Annotated in this window: 21 protein-coding genes; 10 read left to right on the forward strand and 11 right to left on the reverse strand. The window is 52.4% G+C overall.

Translation table 11 applies throughout. The features are described from left to right. Positions 1–64: 64 nt before the first annotated feature. On the reverse strand, positions 65–556 hold the full coding sequence (locus J9260_RS04305) for a DUF333 domain-containing protein (RefSeq protein ID WP_210219818.1): 492 nt from the start codon (positions 554–556) through the stop codon (positions 65–67). 113 nt (positions 557–669) lie between these two features. Continuing rightward, positions 670–3489, reverse strand: coding sequence for an excinuclease ABC subunit UvrA (gene uvrA / locus J9260_RS04310; RefSeq protein WP_210219819.1), 2820 nt, complete (start codon positions 3487–3489; stop codon positions 670–672). Positions 3490–3685: 196 nt separating this feature from the next. Between uvrA and J9260_RS04315 the strand changes: the two genes are divergently transcribed. Then, entirely contained in the window at positions 3686–4288 is a 603-nt protein-coding gene (locus J9260_RS04315; protein ID WP_210219820.1) for a hypothetical protein, read from the forward strand. Positions 4289–4328: 40 nt separating this feature from the next. Here the strand turns inward: J9260_RS04315 and aat are convergent, their stop codons facing one another. Beyond that, positions 4329–5075 carry a leucyl/phenylalanyl-tRNA--protein transferase gene (aat, locus tag J9260_RS04320; RefSeq protein WP_210219821.1) on the reverse strand — a complete coding sequence of 249 codons (747 nt, stop codon included), beginning with the start codon at positions 5073–5075 and terminating at the stop codon, positions 4329–4331. A 3-nt stretch (positions 5076–5078) separates the two neighbouring features. Further along, positions 5079–6044, reverse strand: coding sequence for a thioredoxin-disulfide reductase (gene trxB / locus J9260_RS04325; protein ID WP_210219822.1), 966 nt, complete (start codon positions 6042–6044; stop codon positions 5079–5081). Positions 6045–6143: 99 nt separating this feature from the next. Here trxB and J9260_RS18770 point away from each other — a divergent pair, with 99 nt between their 5' ends. The 3 genes from J9260_RS18770 to J9260_RS04340 are packed head-to-tail and all read left to right on the forward strand — an operon-like array spanning position 6144 to position 10577. Further along, positions 6144–8645, forward strand: coding sequence for an FtsK/SpoIIIE family DNA translocase (locus J9260_RS18770; protein WP_210219823.1), 2502 nt, complete (start codon positions 6144–6146; stop codon positions 8643–8645). A 16-nt stretch (positions 8646–8661) separates the two neighbouring features. Further along, positions 8662–9294 (forward strand): outer membrane lipoprotein periplasmic chaperone LolA, encoded by a 633-nt coding sequence (gene lolA / locus J9260_RS04335; RefSeq protein WP_210219824.1) that lies wholly within the window; start codon positions 8662–8664, stop codon positions 9292–9294. A 17-nt stretch (positions 9295–9311) separates the two neighbouring features. Further along, the gene (locus J9260_RS04340; RefSeq protein ID WP_210220709.1) at positions 9312–10577 is read left to right on the forward strand and encodes a replication-associated recombination protein A; all 1266 of its coding nucleotides are present in this window, start codon (positions 9312–9314) and stop codon (positions 10575–10577) included. On the opposite strand, the gene J9260_RS04345 is transcribed toward J9260_RS04340, so the two are convergent. Then, entirely contained in the window at positions 10574–10891 is a 318-nt protein-coding gene (locus J9260_RS04345; protein ID WP_210219825.1) for a hypothetical protein, read from the reverse strand. The two genes, J9260_RS04340 and J9260_RS04345, sit on opposite strands and share 4 nt — an antisense overlap. Positions 10892–11114: 223 nt before the next feature. Beyond that, positions 11115–12728: a phosphoenolpyruvate carboxykinase (ATP) gene (pckA, locus tag J9260_RS04350; protein WP_210219826.1), complete on the reverse strand. Its 1614-nt coding sequence runs from the start codon at positions 12726–12728 to the stop codon at positions 11115–11117. A 247-nt stretch (positions 12729–12975) separates the two neighbouring features. Between pckA and J9260_RS04355 the strand changes: the two genes are divergently transcribed. Then, complete coding sequence (locus J9260_RS04355; protein ID WP_210219827.1) at positions 12976–14262, forward strand: DEAD/DEAH box helicase; 1287 nt, start codon at positions 12976–12978, stop codon at positions 14260–14262. Here the strand turns inward: J9260_RS04355 and creD are convergent. Genes creD through J9260_RS04370 form a run of 3 tightly spaced genes read right to left on the reverse strand, consistent with a single transcriptional unit; the run spans position 14251 to position 18583 of the window. Beyond that, positions 14251–15621: a cell envelope integrity protein CreD gene (creD, locus tag J9260_RS04360; RefSeq protein ID WP_210219828.1), complete on the reverse strand. Its 1371-nt coding sequence runs from the start codon at positions 15619–15621 to the stop codon at positions 14251–14253. The genes J9260_RS04355 and creD overlap by 12 nt on opposite strands. A 32-nt stretch (positions 15622–15653) precedes the next feature. Further along, a complete protein-coding gene (locus tag J9260_RS04365; protein ID WP_210219829.1) occupies positions 15654–17807 on the reverse strand; it encodes a DNA methyltransferase in 2154 nt (717 codons plus the stop codon). After that, complete coding sequence (locus J9260_RS04370) at positions 17804–18583, reverse strand: hypothetical protein (RefSeq protein ID WP_210219830.1); 780 nt, start codon at positions 18581–18583, stop codon at positions 17804–17806. Before J9260_RS04370 ends, J9260_RS04365 begins: the two co-directional genes overlap by 4 nt. A gap of 228 nt (positions 18584–18811) precedes the next feature. Between J9260_RS04370 and J9260_RS04375 the strand changes: the two genes are divergently transcribed. After that, complete coding sequence (locus J9260_RS04375; protein WP_210217478.1) at positions 18812–19237, forward strand: helix-turn-helix domain-containing protein; 426 nt, start codon at positions 18812–18814, stop codon at positions 19235–19237. Positions 19238–19376: 139 nt separating this feature from the next. Continuing rightward, positions 19377–19832, forward strand: coding sequence for a transposase (locus J9260_RS04380; RefSeq protein WP_210217793.1), 456 nt, complete (start codon positions 19377–19379; stop codon positions 19830–19832). Positions 19833–19895: 63 nt separating this feature from the next. On the opposite strand, the gene J9260_RS04385 is transcribed toward J9260_RS04380, so the two are convergent. Then, the gene (locus J9260_RS04385) at positions 19896–20423 is read right to left on the reverse strand and encodes an SCP2 sterol-binding domain-containing protein (protein WP_210219831.1); all 528 of its coding nucleotides are present in this window, start codon (positions 20421–20423) and stop codon (positions 19896–19898) included. A gap of 174 nt (positions 20424–20597) precedes the next feature. Here J9260_RS04385 and J9260_RS04390 point away from each other — a divergent pair, with 174 nt between their 5' ends. Continuing rightward, entirely contained in the window at positions 20598–22175 is a 1578-nt protein-coding gene (locus J9260_RS04390; protein ID WP_210219832.1) for a peptide ABC transporter substrate-binding protein, read from the forward strand. Positions 22176–22187: 12 nt separating this feature from the next. On the opposite strand, the gene J9260_RS04395 is transcribed toward J9260_RS04390, so the two are convergent. Continuing rightward, complete coding sequence (locus tag J9260_RS04395) at positions 22188–22505, reverse strand: ArsR/SmtB family transcription factor (RefSeq protein ID WP_210219833.1); 318 nt, start codon at positions 22503–22505, stop codon at positions 22188–22190. A 133-nt stretch (positions 22506–22638) separates the two neighbouring features. Between J9260_RS04395 and oppB the strand changes: the two genes are divergently transcribed. Both oppB and J9260_RS04405 read left to right on the forward strand, forming a co-directional pair. Beyond that, the gene (gene oppB, locus J9260_RS04400; RefSeq protein WP_210219834.1) at positions 22639–23559 is read left to right on the forward strand and encodes an oligopeptide ABC transporter permease OppB; all 921 of its coding nucleotides are present in this window, start codon (positions 22639–22641) and stop codon (positions 23557–23559) included. Next, on the forward strand, positions 23552–24385 hold the full coding sequence (locus tag J9260_RS04405; protein WP_210219835.1) for an ABC transporter permease: 834 nt from the start codon (positions 23552–23554) through the stop codon (positions 24383–24385). Before oppB ends, J9260_RS04405 begins: the two co-directional genes overlap by 8 nt. The last annotated feature ends 19 nt before the right edge of the window (positions 24386–24404 follow it).

Consider the following 24404-nt stretch of genomic DNA (forward strand, 5'->3'; position numbering starts at 1 on the left):
GACCCGATGGGGGCGCGTTTTGAACGGTAAAGGTGATTGAATTCGTCGCGAGTAGCGATGCCTATCAACGAGCGTGGTTCTTGATGGGGTTCGCGCTGGTCAATTGGTAACGTTTATTCAAACCTTGGAAAACCACGACTTCATACTGTTTGCGATTGCTCAACGTAAGCTTCATGCGGTAGTTTGTCCCCGCAACCACTTGGGATTCAGCCTTGTGCACCGCAGCCAATTTGGTTTTTTTGTTGCCCAATTTGCCCGCTGCAAAACGCGCGGCAGCTTGTACGCCAGCATCTTTCACTGAAATAGTTGTGTAGCCTCCGACGATGGCGGGTTTCGCTTGAGTTGGGCATTCGTTACGGAATAACGCCCATTCTTCACAACGCACGCCGCCCGGCAGTGTGCAATAACCTTGCCCGTTGACTAACTCCAGTTTTCCACCTTGCTTGACACAATTTTCGGATGCGGGGTTTGGCATCGCACTTGCTGACTGGAAGCTAAAACTGAACATTAACCCTAGCCCTGATAATCCCAACAACGCTTTTTTGATAATAGACATAGACGATCTTCCTGATTCAATTAATAACAGCGTTTCTTAAGCTCAACGATTGCTGAACTTATTGAGTTTGACGCAGTGAGTGTCGTTGAAGTTCAAAGGGGGGCTGAATAGCGTTATAGCATCCGTTTCAGGAACTCCCCCGTAAACGACCCCTCAGTTTCCGCCACCTGCTCCGGCGTACCCACCGCAATAATATGCCCCCCACGACTCCCGCCCTCTGGCCCCAAATCCACCACCCAATCCGCCGTCTTGATCACATCCAGATTATGCTCAATCACCACCACGGTATTGCCGCCGTCACGCAAGCGGTGCAGCACTTGCAACAACTGATCAACGTCGTGGAAATGCAGCCCCGTGGTCGGCTCATCCAGAATATAAATCGTCTTGCCCGTGCCACGTTTGGACAGCTCTTTCGCCAGCTTGACCCGCTGCGCTTCACCACCCGAAAGCGTAGTCGCGTTTTGCCCCAGCGTGATATACGACAGCCCCACATCCATCAGCGTTTGCAGCTTGGTGTGGATCGACGGCACGGCGGCGAAGAATTCGCAGGCATCTTCCACCGTCATCGCCAGCACTTCGCTGATGTTCTTGCCCTTGTAGCGGATGTCGAGGGTTTCGCGGTTGTAGCGCTTACCGTCGCACACTTCGCAGGTCACGTACACGTCCGGCAAAAAGTGCATTTCGACCTTGATCAAGCCATCGCCGGAACAGGCTTCGCAACGCCCGCCCTTGACGTTAAACGAAAATCTTCCGGGCAAATAACCGCGTGAGCGTGCTTCTTGCGTCGCCGCAAACATGTCCCGAATCGCGGTAAACACGCCCGTGTAGGTCGCGGGGTTGGAACGCGGGGTGCGCCCAATCGGGCTTTGGTCGATGTCGATAATTTTGTCGATTTGTTCCACGCCCAGCACTTCGCGCACCGGGGCAACTTCCACGCTGCTGTCGTGCAGATGCCGCGCCAGAAACGGGTACAGCGTGCGGTTGATCAGCGTCGATTTGCCCGACCCCGACACGCCGGTGATGCAGGTCAGCAGCCCCAGCGGAATTTCCAGCGTTACGTCGTTGAGGTTATTGCCGGTCGCGCCGATCAGTTTGATGGTGCGTTCGGGGTTGAATGGGGTGCGTTGGGCGGGCATGGTGATTTTGCGCCGCCCCGACATGAATTGCCCCGTCACCGAATCCGGCGTGGCAAACACTTCTTCCGGTGTGCCTTGCGCAATAATGTAGCCGCCGTGCACACCCGCGCCGGGGCCAATATCCAGCACATGATCGGCGGAACGGATCGCGTCTTCGTCATGCTCGACCACGATCACGGTATTGCCGAGGTCACGCAGGCGGAACAGCGTTTTCAGCAAGCGGGCGTTGTCGCGCTGGTGCAAACCGATGGACGGCTCATCCAGCACGTACATCACCCCGACCAGCCCCGCGCCAATCTGCGAGGCGAGACGGATGCGTTGCGCTTCGCCGCCGGAAAGCGTTTCCGCGCTACGGCTCAGGGTCAGATAATCCAGCCCAACGTTGACCAGAAATTCCAAGCGCAAGGCAATTTCGCGCAAAATCTTGTCGGCAATTTGCCCCTGCGTCCCCGGTAAATTCAGGCTGCGGAAGAACGTATGGCTTTCGCCAATCGGCAAATGCGTGATGGCAGGCAAATTGCGCCCCGCGATGAACACGTTCCGCGCCTGTTCGTTCAAGCGGGTGCCGCCGCAATCGGGGCAAGCACGGCTGGCAAGGTATTTCGCCAATTCTTCGCGCACCGCACTCGAATCGGTTTCGCGGTAACGGCGTTTGAGGTTGTTCAACACGCCTTCAAAGGTGTGCGAACGGGTGTAAATTTGCCCTTTTTGCCCGACGTAGGTGAATTCCACCTCCTCCAAACCGCTGCCGTGCAAGATCAGTTTGTGGACAGATGCGGGCAATGCGTCCCACGGCTGTTCCACGTCAAAGCTGAAATGGTCGGCAAGCGAGGTGAGCATCTGGAAGTAGTAGGCGTTGCGCCGATCCCAGCCGCGCACCGCGCCACCCGCAAGGCTCATCGACGGATTTGCCACCACCCGTTGCGGGTCGAAAAACTGTTCCACGCCCAAGCCGTCGCAGGTCTGGCACGCGCCAGCGGGTGCGTTGAACGAGAACAAGCGCGGTTCGAGTTCGGTCAGCGACCAGCCGCAATGCGGGCAGGCGTAGTTGGCGGAAAAAATCATGTCATCGCCGTCACCGTCCATCCACGCCACTGTTGCCAGCCCGTTGGCGAGTTTCAGCGCGGTTTCAAACGATTCCGCAAGGCGCAACTGCATGTCGTCGCGCACTTTGAAACGGTCAATCACCACTTCGATGGTGTGTTTCTTGCGCAATTCCAGCGTTGGCGGCACGTCCAGTTCGTAGACCACGCCATTCACCCGCGCTCGCAAATAGCCTTGCGCCCGCAACGAATCAAACAGTTGCACATGCTCGCCCTTGCGTTCGCGCACCACCGGAGCCAGCAACATCAGCTTACTGCCTTCGGGCAAACTCAGCACCTGATCGACCATCTGGCTGACGGTTTGCACTTGCAAATCAACGTGATGCGTCGGGCAACGCGGCACACCTGCCCGCGCATACAACAGGCGCAGGTAGTCGTAAATCTCGGTGATCGTGCCGACGGTGGAACGCGGGTTGTGCGAGGTGGTTTTCTGCTCAATGGAAATCGCCGGGGAAAGCCCTTCGATGTGGTCAATGTCCGGCTTTTCCATCATCGACAAGAACTGGCGAGCGTAGGCGGATAGCGACTCGACGTAACGCCGCTGCCCTTCCGCAAAAATCGTGTCGAACGCCAGCGACGACTTGCCCGAACCCGACAAGCCCGTGATCACGATCAGCTTGTCACGCGGCAGGTCAAGGTCGATGTTTTTCAGGTTGTGGGTGCGTGCGCCGCGAATGCGGATGAATTTTTCCATGAGTGCAAGCTCGTGCCGAACAAAAAACGAATTCTAGCAGGTTTTGGCAGAAAGGGAGATTTCCTTACTAACTGAAAAATAGGTTAAAAAACGGCCTTCACATATATCGGTGATAGGCACTTAGGATAACATCGTCAGCAACCGTTTGGCAGAATCCAAGCCCGCGTTTACCGACCACCCTTTGGAAACCACCGCAATGCCACTACCCACCCCAACCACCAGCATTCCATTCAGTGACCTGACCAGCTTGCTCCCGCTGCGTGATCACCGTGCTTACGCCACGCAATTGCAGGCGTTGGCGCAACAATTACCTTACCCCATCAGTCGCTGGCCTGCTTTCGGTGAATACGCCGAGGATTGGTTGTCGGTGGAAATCAGCGAATTTAAACAGCAGTTGTTTTACTGCGAACGGGGCGGATACACCCTGCAAGCCAGCGGCGAAAACCTGATTGACCTGAGCTATCAGATATTCAGGGCGATCATTCCCGCCATGACCCCAACCGCGCAACAAACCGCCGCCACCCTTGACCGCATCAAAGACCAACGCCAGTTAATCTGGTTACGGATGAGTTCCGAAATCTACCGGATGTTCCAAATCAACCCACAATTTGGAATGCGCACCGCCTACGCAAATGTGGCGTGGATGTGCGAAGAGCTGGTACGCGCCGGAACTTTCCCAACGCCTCAAGCAGCATTCAACAACCGGGAAGCCATCTTGCACGGCTTGACCCTGAGCGGTTTACCACACGCTTATGCGGTAAATGTGTATGAGCAATTAGCACCACCACGCCCGCAGTAACCTGACAGAATTTACCCACTCGAATCACGAGCCTATCCAATCATGAGGTAAGCGGTTCCCAACGTGATAAATCCATTTGCGTATCGGTTGCCCATTCACGCGGTGGTTGATGCTGGGCATTGGCTCGCAGCAGGGCTAAATAGTCTTCACGCGGGATATTTTCCGCGCCCATGCTCATCAGGTGCGGGTTTTCGATTTGGCAGTCAATCACCCGGAATCCCCAACGTTGCAGATGATAGGCGAGGGCGACCATTGCGATTTTCGAGGTATCCGGTTCACGGCTAAACATGGATTCACCGCTGAAAATCCCGCCAACACTGACCCCGTACAAGCCCCCGACCAACTCACCCGTCGAGTTCCACACTTCCACCGAATGCGCAACATCCGCCGCGTGTAAGCGACAATACGCGGTGTGCATTTCGTTGGTAATCCAGGTTCCGCTGGTGTAACTGCGCGGTGCGGCACACGCTTGCACCACTTCGCTGAAACAGGTGTCAAAAGTGATGCGATAACCTTTATTACGCAGCGATTTGCGTAAACTGCGGGTAATGCGGATGTGCTGCGGAAACAATACGGTGCGCGGTGAAGGCGACCACCAGTAGATCGGTTCACGCGGCCCGAACCAAGGGAAAATGCCATTGCGGTAAGCATTGAGCAGGCGTTTGATGCTCAAATCACCACCAACGGCGAGTAACCCATTCGGTTCTTCCCATGCCAATTCAACTGGCGGGAAGGGTTCTTCCGACCAGTTGTTGTTCAACAGGGTTAAGCTTAGTGGCTGCGTCAACGCTTAGTGGCCTTGTTTTGCCAATTGATCGAGGTACTTTTCTGCATCCAATGCCGCCATGCAGCCCGTGCCAGCGGAGGTGATTGCTTGGCGGTAAACGTGGTCGGTGACATCGCCAGCGGCAAATACGCCTTCGATGCTGGTTTGGGTAGCGTTGCCGTCGGAACCGCTTTTGACTTTGAGGTAGCCATTGTGCATTTCCAACTGCCCGTTGAAAATATCGGTGTTGGGTTTGTGTCCAATCGCTACGAAAATTCCGTGTACGTCAATGTCTTGGGTTTCGCCCGTGGTGGCGTGTTTGACGCGCATCCCGGTTACGCCGCTTTTATCGCCGAGGACTTCATCAAGGGTGTGGTTCCACATTAGTTTGACTTTGCCTTCTGCGGCTTTTGCAAACAAATGGTCTTGCAGGATTTTTTCAGAGCGTAAGGTGTCGCGGCGGTGTACCAAAATCACTTCCGAGGCGATATTCGCCAAATACAAAGCTTCTTCCACAGCCGTATTGCCGCCGCCAATCACCGCGACTTTTTGCTTGCGGTAAAAGAAACCGTCGCAGGTAGCGCAGGCGGATACCCCACGGCCTTTGAATTTTTCTTCGGAATCCAGCCCCAAATACATCGCGGAAGCACCGGTTGCAATAATCAGCGCGTCGCAGGTGTAAGTGCCGCTGTCGCCGGTGAGGGTGAACGGGCGATTTTGCAGGTCAACGCTGCTGATGTGGTCGAAAATGATTTCGGTGTTGAAACGTTCCGCGTGCTTTTGCATCCGTTCCATCAGCGACGGCCCCATGACACCCTCATTATCACCCGGCCAGTTGTCGACTTCGGTAGTGGTCATCAATTGACCGCCTTGTTGCATCCCAGTGACTAAAACGGGGTTGAGATTGGCGCGTGCCGCATAAACCGCAGCGGTATAACCCGCAGGGCCTGAACCTAGAATCAGTAAACGGCAATGTTTCGTCGTATTCATGTATAATTCTCCTTGTATGCGTGCAGGTGAGGAACCACCGCCGCTTTGAATCGGCTAATATTACGGTATAAACGCGACAAAACGAACAGGGATATTGGTTTGGCAAGCAAAGTTACACTCAATCCGAAGAAACGCCTTGCGGTGCAGCAAGCGTCAATTATTATTTTTTTAGGCATTGCTTCGGTCATTATGTTGGCACTGCTGACGTATGATGCCCGCGATCCTGGGCCTTTCAACATCAACAGTAATCCGGGGCAGATTTTCAACGTGGCGGAACGTCCCGGCGCGTGGTTAGCTGATTTTTTATTCGGATTAATGGGCTATTTTGCCTACGGTTTGCCGGTAGTGCTGGTGGTGATGGGCTTGGTGTCCTTCCGCATTGGCCCGCAAATGAAAAACCCCAATAACCCCATTGGCGGCGTTAACGATCTGATCAGTGCGGGCGGTGCTATTTTGCTGCTGCTATCGGGTAGTGGTTTGGCGCATTTGCTGTTTGAGGGGCATAACGGTTACGGCGGCGGCGGTTTGCTGGGGCAGTTAGTGGGCAATCTGGTGGCGCACTCGTTCTTGGGCTTATACGGTGCGGCGTTGTTGTTAATGTCGTTGTTTCTTGGCGGTTTAACGCTGGTCACGGATATTTCATGGGCAACCGTTGCCGAAAAAGTCGGTGATGAAGTGCTAAGACTCTTCGATAAAGCCCAAGAGGTGAAAGGCGGCAGTGCGGATGCGAAAGCGGGCTTGCTGGGTAAAGTTTCCGGTGTATTAGACACCAGTAAAGATTACCTGAAAACCAGCAAAGCCTCGCTGGATAAAGCTTCCGGTTGGGTCAGCCGGACTGCGGGTGGGCTGAGTGGCGGGCGTACCGATCCTGTGTTGGAGGAGGGTGCGGATTTAGCCGATTTAGAATCCCATCAGGAACGTCGTGAATCCACTTTGGGTGTACCAGCGTTCGCCAGCCGTGACCCGGCGAGTGTGGGCGAGGTTAAAGTTGCAAAACCGAAATCCGCTGCTAAACCCGCCGCTGTTGCCGATGCGATCGAAGATGAAGAGCTACGCAGTGTGGTGGAAGAATTACCACGTATCGGTGGCAAAGGCAGCATGTTGGTATTGCCGCGTTTGACCTTGCTGAATCCGCCGCCGAAAGAGCGTGTTACCCAATCCAAAGAACGCTTGGATGAACTTGCGGGTAAGTTGGTTGAAGCCTTGGGGCATTACGGTGTGCCGGATGTCAAAGTGGTGGCGCAAGCTCCGGGGCCGGTGATTACCCGTTTCGAGCTGGAATTGCCGGATGGAACTAAAGCGTCCAAAATTTCCGGGTTGTCGTCGGATTTGGCGCGGAATATGTGCGTTTCCAGCGTGCGCGTGGTGGAAGTGATTCCGGGTCGTCCAACCATTGGGGTTGAAATTCCTAATGATCGCCGCGACGTGGTGACGATCAGTGAAATGATTGGCTCGTCGGCTTACAAGAAAAACGCTTCCCCCTTGTGTCTGGTGTTGGGTAAAGACATTGCAGGCAATCCGATGGTGGTGGATTTGGCGCGGATGCCGCATTTGCTGGTGGCAGGGACGACAGGTTCGGGTAAATCGGTGTTCATCAATGCGGTGTTAATGAGCTTGCTGTATAAAGCCACACCCGAAGAGGTGCGCATGATTATGATTGACCCGAAAATGCTCGAATTGAGCAGTTACGAGGACATTCCGCACCTATTGGCTCCGGTGGTGACTGATATGAAACACGCTGCCAATGCATTACGCTGGTGCGTGGCAGAAATGGAGCGGCGTTACCTGCTGATGTCGAAGTTGAAAGTGCGTAATATTGCCGGTTTCAACGAGAAAATCCGTGAAGCGGAAGACCGTGGTGATGTGATTATGGATCCGTTGTTTGATCCGTTAACCGCCGTCGATGGGCATCCGTTACCGCTGAAAACCTTGCCTTACATTGTGGTAATCGTCGACGAATTCGCCGACATGATGATGGTCGTCGGTAAGAAGGTCGAAGAGCTGATTGCACGTTTGGCACAGAAAGCGCGGGCATCGGGGATACACTTGATTTTAGCCACACAACGCCCGTCGGTGGATGTTATTACGGGTTTGATTAAGGCGAATATTCCGACCCGGATTGCGTTTCAGGTGTCGACGAAAATCGACTCACGTACCATTTTGGATCAAGGTGGCGCGGAACAATTGCTGGGTTACGGCGATATGCTGTATATGCCGCCGGGAACCTCGTTGCCATTGCGGGTGCACGGTGCGCTGGTGACAGACCGCGAAGTGGAAGACGTGGCGAATTACCTCAAGCTGCAAGGGGAACCGGATTACATTGCGGATGTCTTAGCTGATACAACGTCTTCATCCGATGCGATACCCGGATTGGAGCCGCTGGGCGAGCGCGAAGGTGAAGCTGATCCATTGTTTGACGAAGCGGTGGCAGTGGTCACTGAATCGCGGCGTGCGTCGATCTCCTATTTGCAACGCCGTTTAAAAGTGGGTTACAACCGCGCGGCACGCATGATAGAAGACATGGAAACAGCAGGTGTGGTGAGCGCGGTACTCAGTAACGGAACCCGTGATGTGCTTGCTCCCGCACCGATAAAGGATTAAATACAAGAGGTTAATGATGAAAACGAAGTTTGCGAAAACACTGCTGATGTTGTTGATGACCGGGCTGGCAAGCAACGCTTGGGCAGGGGGGCGCGAGAAACTCAATGAGTTTTTTACTCAGGTTGATACCATGCAATCCGGTTTTACCCAGCAAGTGGTGGATGATAAAGGCAAGGTACGTCAGTCATCCAGCGGTACAGTTTTTCTGTCACGCCCCGGCAAGTTCCGTTGGGAATACGCAGCACCCGATAAGCATCAAATCGTGGCGGATGGTAAAAACGTCTGGGTTTACGATGTTGAGCTGGATCAGGTGACGGTAAAGCCGATGAAACAAGCGTTATCAGCCGCGCCTGTAGGTTTATTACTGCAAAAGCAAGCGGCTGAAAAGCAATTCGCGGTAGCTGAAATGGAAGCGGATGGCAGTAATCTGGAATGGTTTCGTTTGACACCGCACAAGAAAGATTCCGATTTCACCTCGATGGACTTGGGCATTAGCGAGAGCGGTGTTCAGGAAATGATCCTCAACGATAAGTTTGGGCAAATGACTTACATTAAGTTCCAAGGCTTGCGTACCAATAGTGGCATCGACGATTCGCGCTTTAGTTTCACACCACCGAAAGGGGCGGATGTGATTGGCAATCCGGCTTGATTCCACTCGCTGAACGAATGCGCCCGGCGACTTTAGACGAGTACGCTGGGCAGTCTCACCTCCTCGCCGTTGGCAAACCGCTACGGCGAGCGATTGAAGAATCCCGCCCGCACTCCATGCTGTTTTGGGGGCCACCGGGAACCGGCAAAACCACCCTCGCACGTTTAATTACCCATTATTGGAATGCCGAATTTTTGACGCTTTCGGCGGTATTAGCCGGTGTTAAAGATATTCGTGCAGCGGTAGAGGTGGCGCGTGATAATCGCCAGCAACGGGGCAGGGCGACGGTGCTATTCGTCGATGAAGTTCACCGTTTCAATAAAACCCAGCAGGATGCTTTTCTGCCGCACATTGAAGATGGCACGCTGTTGTTTATTGGTGCGACTACCGAAAATCCTTCGTTTGAACTCAATAACGCCTTGTTGTCGCGGGTGCGGACTTACGTGTTACGCCCGTTAACCCCGGAAGCGATTGTCGGGGTGTTGCAACGTGCGCTGCATAATCGTGAACACGGTTTGGGTGAACAGGGCTTGCAGGTGAGCGATGAAGTGCTGGATGCGTTGGCACAAGCCGCCGATGGTGATGCGCGGCGTGCGCTCAATTGGTTGGAACAGGCCGCAGATTTGGCTGAAGCAACGCCCGCCGGTGCGGTATTGAGTATTGCCAGCGTGCAGGAAGTAGTGGGCGGTAACTTACGGCGTTTCGATAAAGGCGGTGATTTGTTTTACGAGCAGATTTCCGCTTTGCATAAATCAGTGCGTGGTACTGACCCGGATGCGGCGTTGTATTGGCTGTGCCGGATGTTGGACGGCGGTTGTGACCCCTTATACATTGCGCGGCGCGTGGTACGCATGGCAACAGAAGATATTGGTAATGCCGACCCGCGCGGTTTAACACTGGCTTTAAATGCATGGGACACTTACGAACGCCTTGGCAGCCCGGAAGGGCATTTAGCCATTGCGCAAGCCGTGGTGTATTTGGCGTGCGCACCCAAAAGCAACGCGGTGTATACCGCTTTCAAACAAGCGATGATGGATGCTCAACAATCCGGCTCACTGGATGTGCCGCTGCATTTACGCAACGCTCCGACTACGTTAATGAAGGCACTGGATTACGGTAAAGGCTACCGTTACGCCCATGATGAGCAGAATGCTTACGCGACAGGGGAAAACTATTTCCCGGAAGCGTTGCGGGGGCGGCGTTATTACGAGCCTGTGGCGCGTGGGCTAGAAATCAAAATTCGCGAAAAACTAGCCGCACTGCGCCGCCATCCTAGCGATTAATCCATCGCAATCACGACATTTACCTGACCAGTGCTACCAACGGTGAACATACGGTCACGTACTACATCGCCGTAACGTGCCACTGCGCGGTAATTACCGGGGGTCAGTTCCATATTGACTGAATGGGTAGTGGCTCTGCCAGCGGAACTATTGTTATCCAAACGGAATACTTCCCATGCAACCGGGGTGAAGGCGGGCGCGTCACGTAAGGTCGCGGCTAAATTGACACTGCCGGAGCTGTAAGCTGGGGCGGATAACAAACTGATACTGAAGCAAGAAGCCAATACCCATAGATGTGTTTTGCGAATATCCATAACACTCTCCTTGTGCGATGCACTGCTGAGTTATTTTAAACGGAAACTTTTCTGATCCTGAGTATAGATAGCTTTGCCTAAAAAAAGTGCTATATAGAAAAGTTTTATGAATATTAACTGAACAAGAAAATATATTTCGCCAAAAACTGGATTAATGGGCGCGAAAAACCGTACCGACGGTTAAGTCAGTACGGCAGCTCAGGAGAGGTAGGAGCTTGAAAGTTTAAGCGCGTCCCGCTAATGGGGCAGCGTCAAGAATGGCGGCAGATACGCCGTCGCTATAGGCAGTAAAGTTCTGATGGAAGGCAGTAGCCAGTTGCGTGGCTTTGGCTTGGTAAGCAGCGGCATCTGTCCATGTAGAAGCCGGGTCAAGCACTTCAGCCGGAACATTCGGGCAGCTCGTTGGAATATTCAGACCAAAAATCGGGTCAACCCGCGTTTCTACCGTATCCAGTTCACCGTTGAGCGCGGCATTGACCATGCTACGGGTGTGATGAATATTCATGCGTTTACCAGTGCCGTAGCTACCACCGCTCCAGCCTGTATTGACTAACCAGCAAGAAACGCCGTGTTCATTGATTTTTTGCCCTAACAAACCCGCGTAAACGGAAGGGTGCAAAGCCATAAACGGTGCGCCAAAACAGGTGCTGAAAGTTGCCGTTGGTTCGGTAACACCTTTTTCTGTACCAGCGACTTTCGCGGTGTAACCAGAAATGAAGTGGTACATCGCCTGTTCGGTGGTAAGTTTGGAAATCGGTGGTAATACCCCGAACGCATCGCAAGTCAGCATAATAATGTGCTTAGGATGACCCGCTTTACCGGGGTACAACGCACCCGGAATTTGCGTAATCGGGTAACTGGCGCGGGTGTTTTCGGTGAGGCTGTTATCGTCAAGATTCAGCTTGCGGGTTGCCGCATCCATAACCACGTTTTCGAGAACCGTGCCGAAAGTTTGTGTGGTTTTGTAAATCAGTGGCTCTTGATCTGCTGATAAATTGATAACCTTAGCGTAGCAACCGCCTTCTAGGTTGAATACGCCGTCATCGCTCCAGCCGTGTTCATCATCACCAATCAAAGCGCGATTCGGATCAGCGGACAGGGTGGTTTTGCCCGTGCCGGAAAGTCCGAATAGAATCGCCACATCACCGTCTGTCCCGACATTCGCAGAAGCGTGCATCGACATAATGCCGCGCTGTGGTAACAGGTAGTTCAGCACCGAGAAAATGGATTTTTTGATTTCGCCAGCGTAATGCGTGCCGCCAATCAAAATCAAACCGCGTGACAAGTTCAGCAATACAAACGCGCCAGAGTATGTGCCGTGCGCTTGCGGATCAGCCTGCATATCGGGAACGTGAATCACGGTAAATTTGGGTTCATCAACTGCCAATTGACGGTTCAAATCGTCAGGGCGGATGAACATATTACGTGCAAACAGGGCGTGCCATGCGTATTGGGTAATGATACGTACCGGCAATTCATCGGTTTCATTCGCACCAGCAAGCAAGTCTTGAACAAAGACTTCCTTGCCTGCTAAAAATTGTTGGGCATCGTTGAGAATGCGCTCGAAATGGGCTTCGGTCATGGATTTATTGACCTTGCCCCACCACACTTTATCGTGGCTGCCAGCGTCATCAACAATGAATTTATCGTTGGGGGCGCGTCCGGTAAACGTGCCAGTGTAAGCCACGAAAACGCCATCCGCGCTGATTTTGCCTTCGTTACGATTAAGGGCTTGTTCGTACAGGACAGGGGAAGATTGATTCCAGTGGATGTTCTGCAACTTGTCCAGACCGTGTGTGCTTGCTAGGTAGTCTGCCAAGATAGCTGTTGTGCTCATGTAACGCCTCCGGTGTAGCGTGTATGTCGACAAAGTTAACTTATCGTGATAAGGAGGCGCGTTATAATAAGCGATATTGTCGACTTTTAGAAGAAATAGTTAACGTTATGAATAAAATTTCATAGGTATTGTCGACACATTATTTTGTGATGTCGACAATGTGGGTAATGCCGGATAGCCATTGCATCGTGCTAAATAATTGTGGATTTTGTGCAGTCTTTCGCAATCAGTGTGATATTCTCACGTGATGGAAAATTTCTACTTAAGTCAAACACGTTTCGATTCATTCCCTTTGGATGAACGTTTATTAGCGTCCTTGCGTGATGCTGGTTTTGAGTATTGCTCGCGGATTCAGGCCGATTCATTGCCGTTGACATTGGCGGGGCAAGACGTAGCAGGGCAAGCACAAACGGGCACGGGTAAAACCGGCGCGTTTTTGGTGGCGGTGTTTCAGCATTTGCTGAACAATCCGCAGCCGAATGCGGAAGCTGGCACGGTGCGTTGCATGATTTTGGCTCCTACCCGCGAGTTGGCGATTCAGATTGCGCGTGATGCGGAAAGTCTGGGGCAGCACATTGGGTTGCGCACTGTATTGGTTTACGGTGGTGCGGGTTACGACAAGCAGCGGCGGCAATTTGAAGAGCCGGTGGACGTATTGATTGGGACACCTGGGCGCGTCATTGATTACTGGAAACAGCACGTTTTCACCCTCAAGCATGTGCAAGCTTTGGTCATGGATGAAGCGGATCGCATGTTTGACATGGGCTTTATTCAGGACGTGCGCTACTTAATGCGCAAACTGCCACCGCCGGATAAACGCTTAAATATGCTGTTTTCCGCGACACTCTCGCACCGGGTGTTGGAGCTGGCGTATGAACACATGAACAACCCGCAAAAAGTACAAATCGAAGCGGAATCGGTGCGTGCTGATAACATTGTGGAACACGTGTATTTCCCCGCCAATGAAGAAAAGATTCCGTTATTGATTGGGTTGATTCGGCAATTGACCCCGTTTCGGGCGATTGTGTTTGTGAATACCAAACACATTGCGGAAAAGATTGATGATTACTTGCGTGGCAACGGCATTAGCTCGGATTTGATTTCCGGTGATGTGCGTCAGAATAAACGTGAGCGGCTGCTTAAAGATTTTGAAGCAGGGCAGTTTCAGGTGTTGATTGCTACCGACGTGGCGGCACGCGGGTTGCATATTCCTGATGTGAGCCATGTGTTTAACTTCGATTTACCGCAAATGGCGGAAGATTACGTGCATCGGATTGGGCGTACTGCGCGTGCCGGGGCTTCGGGTGAAGCGCATAGCTTTGCGTGTGAAGATACCGCGTTTTACTTGCCGGAGATTGAAGAATACACCGGCAAATCGATTCCCGTGACCAAAATCACCAACGCATTATTGGCAACCGATCTGGTGCGCCCGCACCGGCAGCAACGTGAACGTGCCGGACAACACGGTGGTGATAGCCGTCCGCCGCGCCGCAACAATAATGCCCCGCGCGGCAATCGCTCTTCAGGCCGGTAAACGTCGGGTGATGACCATCATCATCCCCATCGCGCCGACCAACAAGCCTACGCCCACCAACAGCGCGTAATCCTCTATCTGCAACAGCAGGTAGAGCAGCCCATACAGCAACGCCAACACTACAAACACCCCAACTGTGCGCCAGACATCGCGCAAAATACCGCCTAAATACCAAGTCAATGGCAGCACCGTCACACTGCTGGCAGCAATATAAGCGTACAAAAAGCCGATATGTTCTGCCAACGCCAATAACACCAAGTAAAACAATGCCAGTGAACCGCCCACCAGCACGTATTGCAGGGTATGCAACCGCCGTTTCAAGCCGATTTCAAACGCAAACAACAGTAAAAACGTTAAACTCACGAACAAAATAGCGTATTTCACCGCACGATTGACTTGGGTATACAGCGAAGAACTTTCGTACAAACTCACGCCCGCAGTGAAGTTGTGTAAATCGTAAGTTTGGTTGTCAGACGCAACCCACGCTTGCGGGTAGTTACGCACCAGATGAGAAATTTCCCAAGTGGCATTAAAGCCTTGCGCATTGATTTCGTGGGTGTTAGGTAATAACGCACCTTGGAAACTGGGGTTAGTCCAAGCGGAACTCATGCGGGTTTTGGTGTTTTTACCCACGGGGGCGAAAAACAGCCCGTCGCTACCGTGCAGTTTTAAGCTGAGTTTAAACGGGTGGGTCGCGCCGTCGGTGTATTCGCCGGGTGGCAGCGGCGCGTGGAAACCGTTGGCTAACAGTTTCGGCATTCCCGTGCCCGGTTCTAACGCCAGCGTGTCTTCACCCCACAGCAGCGCGGGCGTATTGCTGATGGCTTTGGGGTCGTCAATGCCAAACATGACGTAGGCATTTTCCCACTGAATGCGGCGTTCGCCTTCGCTGGCTTTTAGCAGTACCGAATGATCAAATGTCCCATTGATGCTGATGTTAGCGTTATACACCAGCGCGTCGTAGATGCCGCGTTGACGGTGTTCTTCCGCCAAATCCGCCCGGATTTCCAAGGTTTCCGGCAATAATACCGCGAGATGATCCTTGTAAATGTCTTTACTGACTACGCGGGATTCGCCGTCTTTGTCCGTTACCGTGTCCACATTGGTGAAGTGTTCAACATACGGCACGACCAGCACCGGCCCCACGAGGGTTTGGCGTTGCCCCCACGCCGCTGCTACTTCATTCAGCACACCTTGATGATACGCCTGTCGCTCTTGCACGACTTGCATCACCATAAACAGTGGAATCAACATCAGCAACGTCAATAACGCAATGCTGAGAGCGCGAAACCCCAACGAGTGAACGAGGGTGTGTAAATAACGGGGTGAGGTTGCGTAGGGCGGGGTTTGTTCAGACATGCCTGCGATGATCCTTGTTCGAGTTAGGTAAACTATAGCATGTCAGCGGGGATGCGCTTTTTTTCATGAACTACATACAAGTTATGAGTGTGTTTTGATGCTTTCTGTAAGGCATTGCAAACGGCATCAAAGTTCAGTGTTTGCGAAGATAAAACGATGAGCATTTGGGATGCAGTGATGACAAAGTGGTCAGTGGTGGAAATCGACATCCCGGCGTTTTCCAGCCGTTTTACCAATGTTCTAGTATTGGCAATGGCTGACTTTTCATCCATATAAACATCAGCTACAGACCGCTTCTTACAAATCAGAATGGCATCGAGACTGATAGGTTCTTTCGCTGCCGTTTTGGGGCTGGCGGCACGTAATTCTGCATGGACAGGATGCGCCGCAACCACTGCCAAGCCAGCCGAAGTAATCGCTTCGTAAATAGCAGCCCAACCTTCGACCCGTGAATGGTGGAAACTAAACGCCAGCACCCCATCGTCCTTCAGCACCCGCTGGCATTCGCTAAACACGGCAGCAAGTTGGCGGGCAAACACACGGGAATCCTTGTGCTGAACTTCACCGGGAGCAGAAGAATCCGCCCGTTCAAACCATGCATAACGCCCTTTCAGCACGGGCGACAACCACGCAAAGAAAAAGTCACTCAATTCACTGTAATGGACGAAATCGAAATAAGGCGGGTCAGTCACCACCGCATCAACCGATTTAGCGGGAATTGGCAAAGTAGCACTGTCACCATTCAACACCATCATGGCATTCGGTATCGCTTTGAATTGCGCCCATGAATCCACCCGTTGCACATCAATCGCTGAACTGGCTACTGTTTTAATTGCCCCTAAACGTTCACCGAATAATGTCCGCTGAAAATCCACTTCAAACGGCTCATCCAGATAGCGTTTTGCTCGCAGCAAACGGGATTCAAACAGCGTGCTAAATGTGCCGCTACTTTTATCCATTCCCCACACCGAGTTTTCCAGCGGCGCACGTTCCGGTTTCAGGATGTGGTGGGAAAACATATGGCGTACTGCGCCCGTGCCTTCGCCCTTGAAACTGCAAAACATATTGTTGAATTCCAACGTGCCGGAAAACAAACACAGCATTTGCTCCTGAACTGCTACATCCTCAATTTCAAGGATGCTGCGCAATAGCAACCCTAAACACAACAATTGGCGGGCATTAAAGAAATCGCGCCAATGGCGGTAGTTATATCCCAGAGCCTGATCGGTATTATGGCCTGACCGGACAGACAAGGTCGGCAACGGCAACTCTTCCTGCTCTAATCGGGTTTCGGCTTCGGCATATAAAGCCTGGTCTTCATCCCGAACGGGGAGATAGATTTTCTCACCATTGGGTCGAAGAGCCATCATCGCATACATACGCTGCGCTAATGGTTTATCAGCAGGCAACAGGTCTTTAATCCGGTAGCGTTTGCCGTTTGTGGCGGTGACGTATTGCCCCGCTGCTGGCCCTTGCTGGGGATTGAAAGGCTGGGCGCAATGCGGGCAAACCACCTCAGTGGCATCGTGGCGGTTTTCCATCACCTCCCAACAAGCAGGGCATACCAGTTGGGCTTTCGGCTTTTTCTTCGGATAAGCGTCTTGGGAAAACACATAACGTGAAAACAGCGGAATAGTTTCGTTTTCCGGGGTTGTAACCGTCTTGACCCAAAAGCAATACAGCACCGGGATCAGTTCACCTGAGACAGGATCACGGGTTTGGTAGTAGCGGCGTATTTCAGGGGCAACTTGTGCTTCAAGGTGGGCAAAAGCTGCGCGTAACTCCGATTCTGGAACATGGGTAAATGCCTGCCGTACCTGAAATGTGCTGACCGGGTTGATGTCGCAGCCAATGGCTTTTGCCCCCAGTTTGGTGGCTTCGCCCAAGGTCGTGCCACTGCCCATGAAGGGATCAAGCACCACTTTGCCGCTGAGTTGGTGGTGCTTATAAAAGCTTTGCCAAACATCCGTTCCCGGCTCGCTCAAGGCTGCCAAGGTAATGCCCCGGAACACTGAACCCAAACGTGTCGCCCACCATTTATGGATGTGGTAAATCGGGCGGTTGATTTCCTTGCGCCAGCTTTCCTGTTCGGCAATCTGGCTGATTTCAACAATCGGGAAATCGCCTTCAATCGCGGTGGTTTCGCTGGTAGGCAGGAACGGGATGGTGTGGGCGGTGGTGTTCATGCGTCCGTACCCGCCATTACGACAGATTTTGATGCCTGAGTTACCAAGCGGTAGGCGATGAATTTGCGTTCTGTTCCCGCGCTCGGATTGGGAATACGTTCAGCAGTGAGGGCGTTAGTACGCAAATCGAAGCTGTAACCGACGACCAAGGTATCAGACTCAACACGGCTCAGACGACCCACTTCCTGAAAGCGGGCATCCGCCTTAAAGCCTTCGGGAACAATCAGGGTCATCAACCCGGTCGTTCCTTCGGTGAGGGCAAAGGGTGTGGGTGCGACGTACATTTTGCGATCACGGATCATGATGTCGCCGAAAGTACCGAAGCCTTTGACGTTTTTGTTTTTGTGTTCGTAGTGGTGGTCGGCGTTGAGGAAATCGCCGTGACAAACCACCAGATCGACCACAGGGTATTGCCGCCGCCCACTCAGTTCTGAATAGCCCGACAGATCTGCCGGGTAACGCCCGAACACGTAGAAAATCTGCCGTCCATTGTGGTAGCCCGTCGGCACTTGGCTGTTGGAATCGTAATCACGTTCGCGCCCCGGCCATGCTAGCCCTTTGACCTCATAACCTTCTGCACACTCGACCAAAGAAAAATCAGGGTAAGTGTTACGCCCTGCGCCTTCGTAATGCAGCGCAAGTGTCTGAAGGCGCTTCTCGAACCAGTTCTGGAAGTGAAATTCCTTGTCCTTGGCACTGGCGGACTCAATAAGTTCACCTGCCTGCACAGCCAGTACGCACTGTTCAAACACATCAAAGCAGGTTGTTTGAGGCATTGGGGGAATTCCTTTGTTCAGTCAGATGGATTGTGCGTCTATTATAGCGATTTCAGGAATAAAGTCTTTTCCAGCGGATTACTGATATGGATTAGGGCGAGCAGAATTCGGATATACGAGGCTTTGGTGTTTTTAGAGGTCGTTTATTAAGTAACTAGCTAGAAGTTTCCACGTATAAGATCCTGCTGGTGTAAACTGGTAGTTTGTCACTTAAGAATGTCCGCACCGATGAAATTTGCCCAGCCGATCCCTGAAGAAATCCGCGTGACCTTGCAGGAAATGTATATGAACCACCCTACATTCCGCTGTCGTCAACGTGCGCAAGCAATTTTGTTGAGTACACGCGGCTTTACCCTTGCGGAACTGTGGTCAATCTTGGATGTACGGCGCGATGCCATCAGTGAGTGGCTCGACCGCTGGGAACATGAAGGGCTGCTGGGACTTTACGACCGTCCCCGCTCTGGTTGCCCCCGGATATACACAGAAGCTGAAGTAGCGTTGTTGAAAACCCTAGTGGACGAAGAGCCACGCCAAATCAAGACGGCTCAAACCAAACTGGCTGATCTAACCCAGAAAGTAGCCAGTACCAGCACCTTGAAACGCCTGTTAAAAAAAAGTTCCACTACCTCTGGAAGCGGATGCGTAACTCATTGAAAGATAAACGTGACCCCGTGGCTTTCAAGCGTGAGCAGGAAATTCAAGCATTACTCCACCAGCAAGCGGCGGCTGGCAAGTTGCTTATTTACTACTTCGATGGTTCAGGTTTTACCACAACTCCTTGCGTCCCTTACGGGTGGCAGAAACGGGGGAAACACGCAGGCTACTCACAGCTCAGAGCAAACGCTTGAATGTCTTGGGTTTTATGAGCCTAGACAACGATAGTTTTTTCCACACGGTGGAAGGGCGCGTTGACTCACAAGCTGCCATCGCCGCCTTTAGTGCCTTTGCTGACCGTTATGCCGAAGAATTTGCACAAACAAAAATACCTTGCTTGGTTATTCTGGATAACGCCCCGATACAAACCAGCAAAGCCTTTCTTGGTAAACGTGAAGATTGGATGTTGGCGGGAATTTGCTTACATTTTTTGCCAACCTACAGCCCTGAACTCAATCCTATCGAAATACTCTGGCGAAAAATCAAATATGAATGGTTGCCGCTGGATGCCTATAAAAGCTACAAGGACATGAAGGAACTGGTGTTAGCTATACTGGCTGGCTTCGGCGAAAAATACACGATAACTTTTGGATAATTACTTAAGTTTGTTAGCGGGACACAGAGAGTCAATACCCTCTAGTGTCCCTGCGTTTTGATGTTACTGCTTACACTCGTTCTTCTCACCCGCCACTTTGCCGGTCAGTTTCAGGAAATTCTCAAACGGTGACATGACTTTCATGGCTTCGACTTTGGGGCCTTTGAAGTTCAGCTTGCCGGACATCATCGCGCCCATTGCACCACAGCCAAACTCACCTTTGCCCATGCAAGCCCAGTCTGCGTCATTGGCGTGCATCAGGTAATCAACACCGTAATCCATTGCTTTGCCATCGGGTGCGCCGCCGTAAGCACAGCTTGCTTTGCCGTCTTTCACCACGATATTGAGCTGAATTTTGGTCGCATCACCGCATTGGGTACGGTACATTTGCACCAGTTTGTAGCCGCGTCCGCCGTCATTTTTTACCCATGAGTAACCATCGGTATCCATCAAGCCACTGGTCAGGGTTGAATCAGCATTCCACGCAGCACAGGCTTGCGTAGCCCAAGCAGCATCCATGAAATTCGCGGCTTGCGCAGGAACGGACAGCAACATCAACAACGCGGATGCGCCTGCAATTTTTTTAATCATAGTAAACTCCTCCTCATTATACGGTCATTACAATCCCCAATACTGAGTATTGAGAACTGATCCAAGGGTATAACAGATAAACCCCGCGCGGAAAAGTGCTGGTGAATATTTTCTGGAAAAACCTTGTGGCATAATGCACTTACCTTGAACCACCCAACGCCCGGAACTTTACTGATGCTAACAATACTCCGTCTGGTCGCTTTCGCGCTTTTCCTGTACGCACCGCTGAGCTGGGCGGAAACCGTGTTGCAACGCGGCAATGGCGCAGAGCCGGAAACGCTGGATTTCCACAAATCTTCCGGCGTACCTGAAGCCAATATTCAGCGTGATTTGTTCGAGGGTTTGGTGACAGAAAGTGCGGACGGTAAGCTCCAACCCGGTGTGGCGGAATCGTGGGAAACCAGCGCGGATGGCAAAATCTACACCTTTCACTTGCGCAAAGAGGTGAAATGGTCGGATGGCAGTGCTTTGACTGCCGCCGATTTCGTCTACGCGTGGCGACGTGCGCTTGCCCCAGAAACCGCGTCCGATTACGCCTTTATTCTTTGGCCTGTTGCGGGAGCGGAAAGTTACAGCAAAGGCGAAAACAAAGACCCGGCAAGTATCGCGGTGAAAGCCGTTGATCCGCACACTTTGGAAGTGCAACTCAAGGCTCCGACCGCGTATTTCCTCGGTATGTTGACGCATCATATGGCGTACCCATTACCGCAAGCCGCGCTGGAAAAGTTTGGTAAAGACTGGACAAAACCCGGCAATTTGGTAAGCAATGGCGCGTACCGTTTGAGCGAATGGCAGCCGCAATCACACATTAAACTGGAAAAGAATCCGCAGTACCGCGAAGCCGCTAACGTGGCTCTCGACGCGGTGAAATACATTCCCACTGAAGATAAAAATACCGAATTGAAGCGTTTCCGCGCTGGGGAACTCGATATTACCGACGACATTCCGTCCGATCAAACCGCGTGGGTGAAGGAAAATTTGCCGGATGCCTTCCGCAATTCCGCTTACATTGGCACGTATTATTACGCGCTGAATCTGGAACACCCGGCGTTCAAAGATAACCCCAAATTGCGCCGCGCTTTGAGTTTGGCGATTGACCGTGAAATTTTGACCGAAAAGATTACCCAATCGGGGGAAATTCCCGCGTATGGTTGGGTTCCGGCGGTGGAGGGTTACACCCAGCAAACGATGGAGGAAAAATCGCTGGATAAAGCTGCACGTGTTGCCCTTGCCAAACAGCTTTACGCCGAGAGTGGTTACACGGCGGATAAACCGCTGGAGCTGGAAATCCTCTACAACACTAGCGACAACCACAAAAAGTTGGCGGTGGCAGTGGCGGCAATGTGGAAGCAAACGCTCGGTGTAACCACGCAATTGCGCAACGAGGAGTGGAAGGTTTACCTGAGTTCGCGCAGCCAAAAACAGTTTCAGGTGATCCGCTCTGGCTGGATTGGCGATTACAACGATGCCTACAGCTTTTTGGGCTTGTTCAAGTCAGACGTGGGGGAAATGAACCCATCCAACTATAAAAATCCCGAATTTGACCGCCTGATGAAAGAGGCTGAAACCCAAGCGGATGCGAAATTACGCAGCGAGGCAATGGCGCAGGCGGAACGGGTATTGCTTGCCGATATGCCGATTGTGCCGGTTTACCATTACACCACTCAGCACTTGGTTAGCTCCAAAGTTACGGGCTGGGTGGATAATGTGATGGACGTGCATCCGAGCCGTTATTTGGGCATCAAGCCCTAGTGAGGCTGTGCTTTAGCGGAAGGATGAGCAAGCGTGTAAGAGGCTGGCACGGTTTTCAGAAATGCGGTAAAACACGCGGTTAGAATCCTTGCGTGAGTGCAGTAAGCCTTTTTCGCGCATGATGGTTAAGTGTTGGGAAACGTTGCTCTGGCTAGTGCCGACATAATCGACAATCTCTTGTACGCTCATCTCATGCTTACCTAACACGCACAAAATTTTCAGGCGCAACGGGTGGGCGATAGCTTTGAGGGAGCGGCAGGCTGCTTCGATGTCTTTTTCTTGCAGCGATGCTTCGTCCATTGTTAAATCGTAGTTTTGATCGTGATGCATTATTTATTCCCTCTAGGTGGTGTTTGCAAAGGTTCCTAGCAGGAAAAAGCTTATTAGCATATTATAATAAACTAAATAATATGCCCTTTGGTATGGTTTGTCACCTGTAAATTTTAAAAAGGTTGCGTTTTATATGCTGCGGTACATTATCAGGCGTTTATTAGGTGCATTACCTACCTTGCTGGTCATTATTACTCTCGCGTTTTTCCTGATCCGCCTCGCACCGGGCGGGCCGTTTGACAGTGAACGCCCTGTGCCGCCGGAAATTGCCGCAAATCTTGAACGCGCTTATCACCTTGATCAGCCGTTGCCGGTGCAATACGGGTATTACCTGCTGAATGTATTGCAAGGCGATTTTGGCCCTTCGTTTAAATACAAAGATCACAGCGTTAGCGAGTTGATTGCGCAAGGTTTTCCGGTGTCGTTGCAGTTGGGAATGTTGGCTATGTTGCTGGCGTTATTGTTGGGGCTTCCGGCAGGAATGGCGGCGGCGTTGCATCATAATCGTCCCTTGGATCACGCGCTTATGGCGGTGGCAATGACGGGGATTACCATCCCCAATTTTGTGATGGCTCCGCTGTTGGCATTGGTGTTTGGGGTGTTTTTGCAGTGGTTGCCAGTGGCGGGGTGGGGCAGTGGTTGGCAGTCGATGGTGCTGCCGGTGATTGCATTGGCATTGCCACAGGTTGCGTATGCGGCGCGGCTGATGCGGGCGAGTATGTTGGAAACCTTGAGTAGCCCGCACATCCGTACCGCGTTTGCCAAGGGTTTGCCATTGCGTTTAATTTTGTGGCGGCACGTTTTGAAAGGGGCGTTGTTGCCGCTGATTTCGTGGTTAGGGCCTGCAACGGCGGCGATTGTCACCGGCTCGGTGGTGATTGAACAGATTTTCGGGATTCCGGGGATTGGGCGGCATTTTGTGCAAGGTGCGCTCAATCGCGATTACACCCTGGTCATGGGCGTGGTGGTGTTTTACGGCGGGTTAATTATTGCGATGAATTTGCTGGTAGATGTGTTGTACGGCTGGTTTGATCCACGGGTGCGCTATGGGTAAGCAGGCGTGGCGGCGGCTATTACGCAATAAAATGGCAATGGGCAGTGCGCTGGTGTTGGGGTTAATCATTGCGTTGTGCCTGTTGGGGCCGTTGTTTAGCCCGCACCCTTATGACGAAATTTATTGGGACGCAATGGGTGTGCCGCCGGATGCGCAATATTGGTTTGGCACGGATGCGAACGGGCGCGATTTGTGGGTGCGCACTTTGATGGGCGGGCGGGTTTCGTTGGCGGTGGGGCTGGCGGCAACGGCGGTGAGTTTGCTGATTGGGGTGCTTTACGGGGCGACGGCGGGTTACGTGGGCGGGCGCACTGACGCGCTGATGATGCGCTTGGTGGATGTGCTTTACGCGCTGCCGTTTATGTTTTTTGTGATTTTGCTGATGGTTTATTTCGGGCGCAGTATTTTCCTGATTTTTGTGGCGATTGGTGCGGTGGAATGGCTGACGATGGCGCGGATTGTGCGCGGGCAAGCTTTATCGCTGAAAGGTCGCGCTTTTGTGGAAGCCGCGCGGGTTGGCGGGGTAGGGCATTTCGGGATTATTCGCCGCCATATTGTGCCGAATACCTTGGGAACGGTGCTAGTTTATGCGACGTTGACCGTGCCGCAGGTGATTTTGTTTGAGTCGTTTCTGAGCTTTTTGGGGTTGGGGGTGCAAGAGCCGTTGACCAGTTGGGGCGTGTTGATTGCGGAAGGCGCGGCGCAAATGGAAACTGCCCCTTGGATGTTGCTGTTTCCGGCGGGGTTTCTGGCAGTGACGTTGTTGTGCCTGAATTTTCTGGGGGATGGTTTACGTGATGCGCTTGACCCGAAAGGGTTGGGGTGACGGTTAAAATCCCGTTATA

This window comes from Thiothrix unzii, from assembly GCF_017901175.1.
Classification (GTDB): Bacteria; Pseudomonadota; Gammaproteobacteria; order Thiotrichales; family Thiotrichaceae; genus Thiothrix; species Thiothrix unzii.

What these genes read in the sequence shown, in the direction of transcription:
- J9260_RS04305 (WP_210219818.1), bottom strand. Translation starts at nt 556, where the DNA reads ATGTCTATTATCAAAAAAGCGTTGTTGGGATTATCAGGGCTAGGGTTA.
- uvrA (WP_210219819.1), bottom strand. Translation starts at nt 3,489, where the DNA reads ATGGAAAAATTCATCCGCATTCGCGGCGCACGCACCCACAACCTGAAA.
- J9260_RS04315 (WP_210219820.1), top strand. Translation starts at nt 3,686, where the DNA reads ATGCCACTACCCACCCCAACCACCAGCATTCCATTCAGTGACCTGACC.
- trxB (WP_210219822.1), bottom strand. Translation starts at nt 6,044, where the DNA reads ATGAATACGACGAAACATTGCCGTTTACTGATTCTAGGTTCAGGCCCT.
- lolA (WP_210219824.1), top strand. Translation starts at nt 8,662, where the DNA reads ATGAAAACGAAGTTTGCGAAAACACTGCTGATGTTGTTGATGACCGGG.
- J9260_RS04340 (WP_210220709.1), top strand. Translation starts at nt 9,312, where the DNA reads ATGCGCCCGGCGACTTTAGACGAGTACGCTGGGCAGTCTCACCTCCTC.
- J9260_RS04345 (WP_210219825.1), bottom strand. Translation starts at nt 10,891, where the DNA reads ATGGATATTCGCAAAACACATCTATGGGTATTGGCTTCTTGCTTCAGT.
- pckA (WP_210219826.1), bottom strand. Translation starts at nt 12,728, where the DNA reads ATGAGCACAACAGCTATCTTGGCAGACTACCTAGCAAGCACACACGGT.
- J9260_RS04355 (WP_210219827.1), top strand. Translation starts at nt 12,976, where the DNA reads ATGGAAAATTTCTACTTAAGTCAAACACGTTTCGATTCATTCCCTTTG.
- creD (WP_210219828.1), bottom strand. Translation starts at nt 15,621, where the DNA reads ATGTCTGAACAAACCCCGCCCTACGCAACCTCACCCCGTTATTTACAC.
- J9260_RS04365 (WP_210219829.1), bottom strand. Translation starts at nt 17,807, where the DNA reads ATGAACACCACCGCCCACACCATCCCGTTCCTGCCTACCAGCGAAACC.
- J9260_RS04370 (WP_210219830.1), bottom strand. Translation starts at nt 18,583, where the DNA reads ATGCCTCAAACAACCTGCTTTGATGTGTTTGAACAGTGCGTACTGGCT.
- J9260_RS04375 (WP_210217478.1), top strand. Translation starts at nt 18,812, where the DNA reads ATGAAATTTGCCCAGCCGATCCCTGAAGAAATCCGCGTGACCTTGCAG.
- J9260_RS04385 (WP_210219831.1), bottom strand. Translation starts at nt 20,423, where the DNA reads ATGATTAAAAAAATTGCAGGCGCATCCGCGTTGTTGATGTTGCTGTCC.
- J9260_RS04390 (WP_210219832.1), top strand. Translation starts at nt 20,598, where the DNA reads ATGCTAACAATACTCCGTCTGGTCGCTTTCGCGCTTTTCCTGTACGCA.
- J9260_RS04395 (WP_210219833.1), bottom strand. Translation starts at nt 22,505, where the DNA reads ATGCATCACGATCAAAACTACGATTTAACAATGGACGAAGCATCGCTG.
- oppB (WP_210219834.1), top strand. Translation starts at nt 22,639, where the DNA reads ATGCTGCGGTACATTATCAGGCGTTTATTAGGTGCATTACCTACCTTG.
- J9260_RS04405 (WP_210219835.1), top strand. Translation starts at nt 23,552, where the DNA reads ATGGGTAAGCAGGCGTGGCGGCGGCTATTACGCAATAAAATGGCAATG.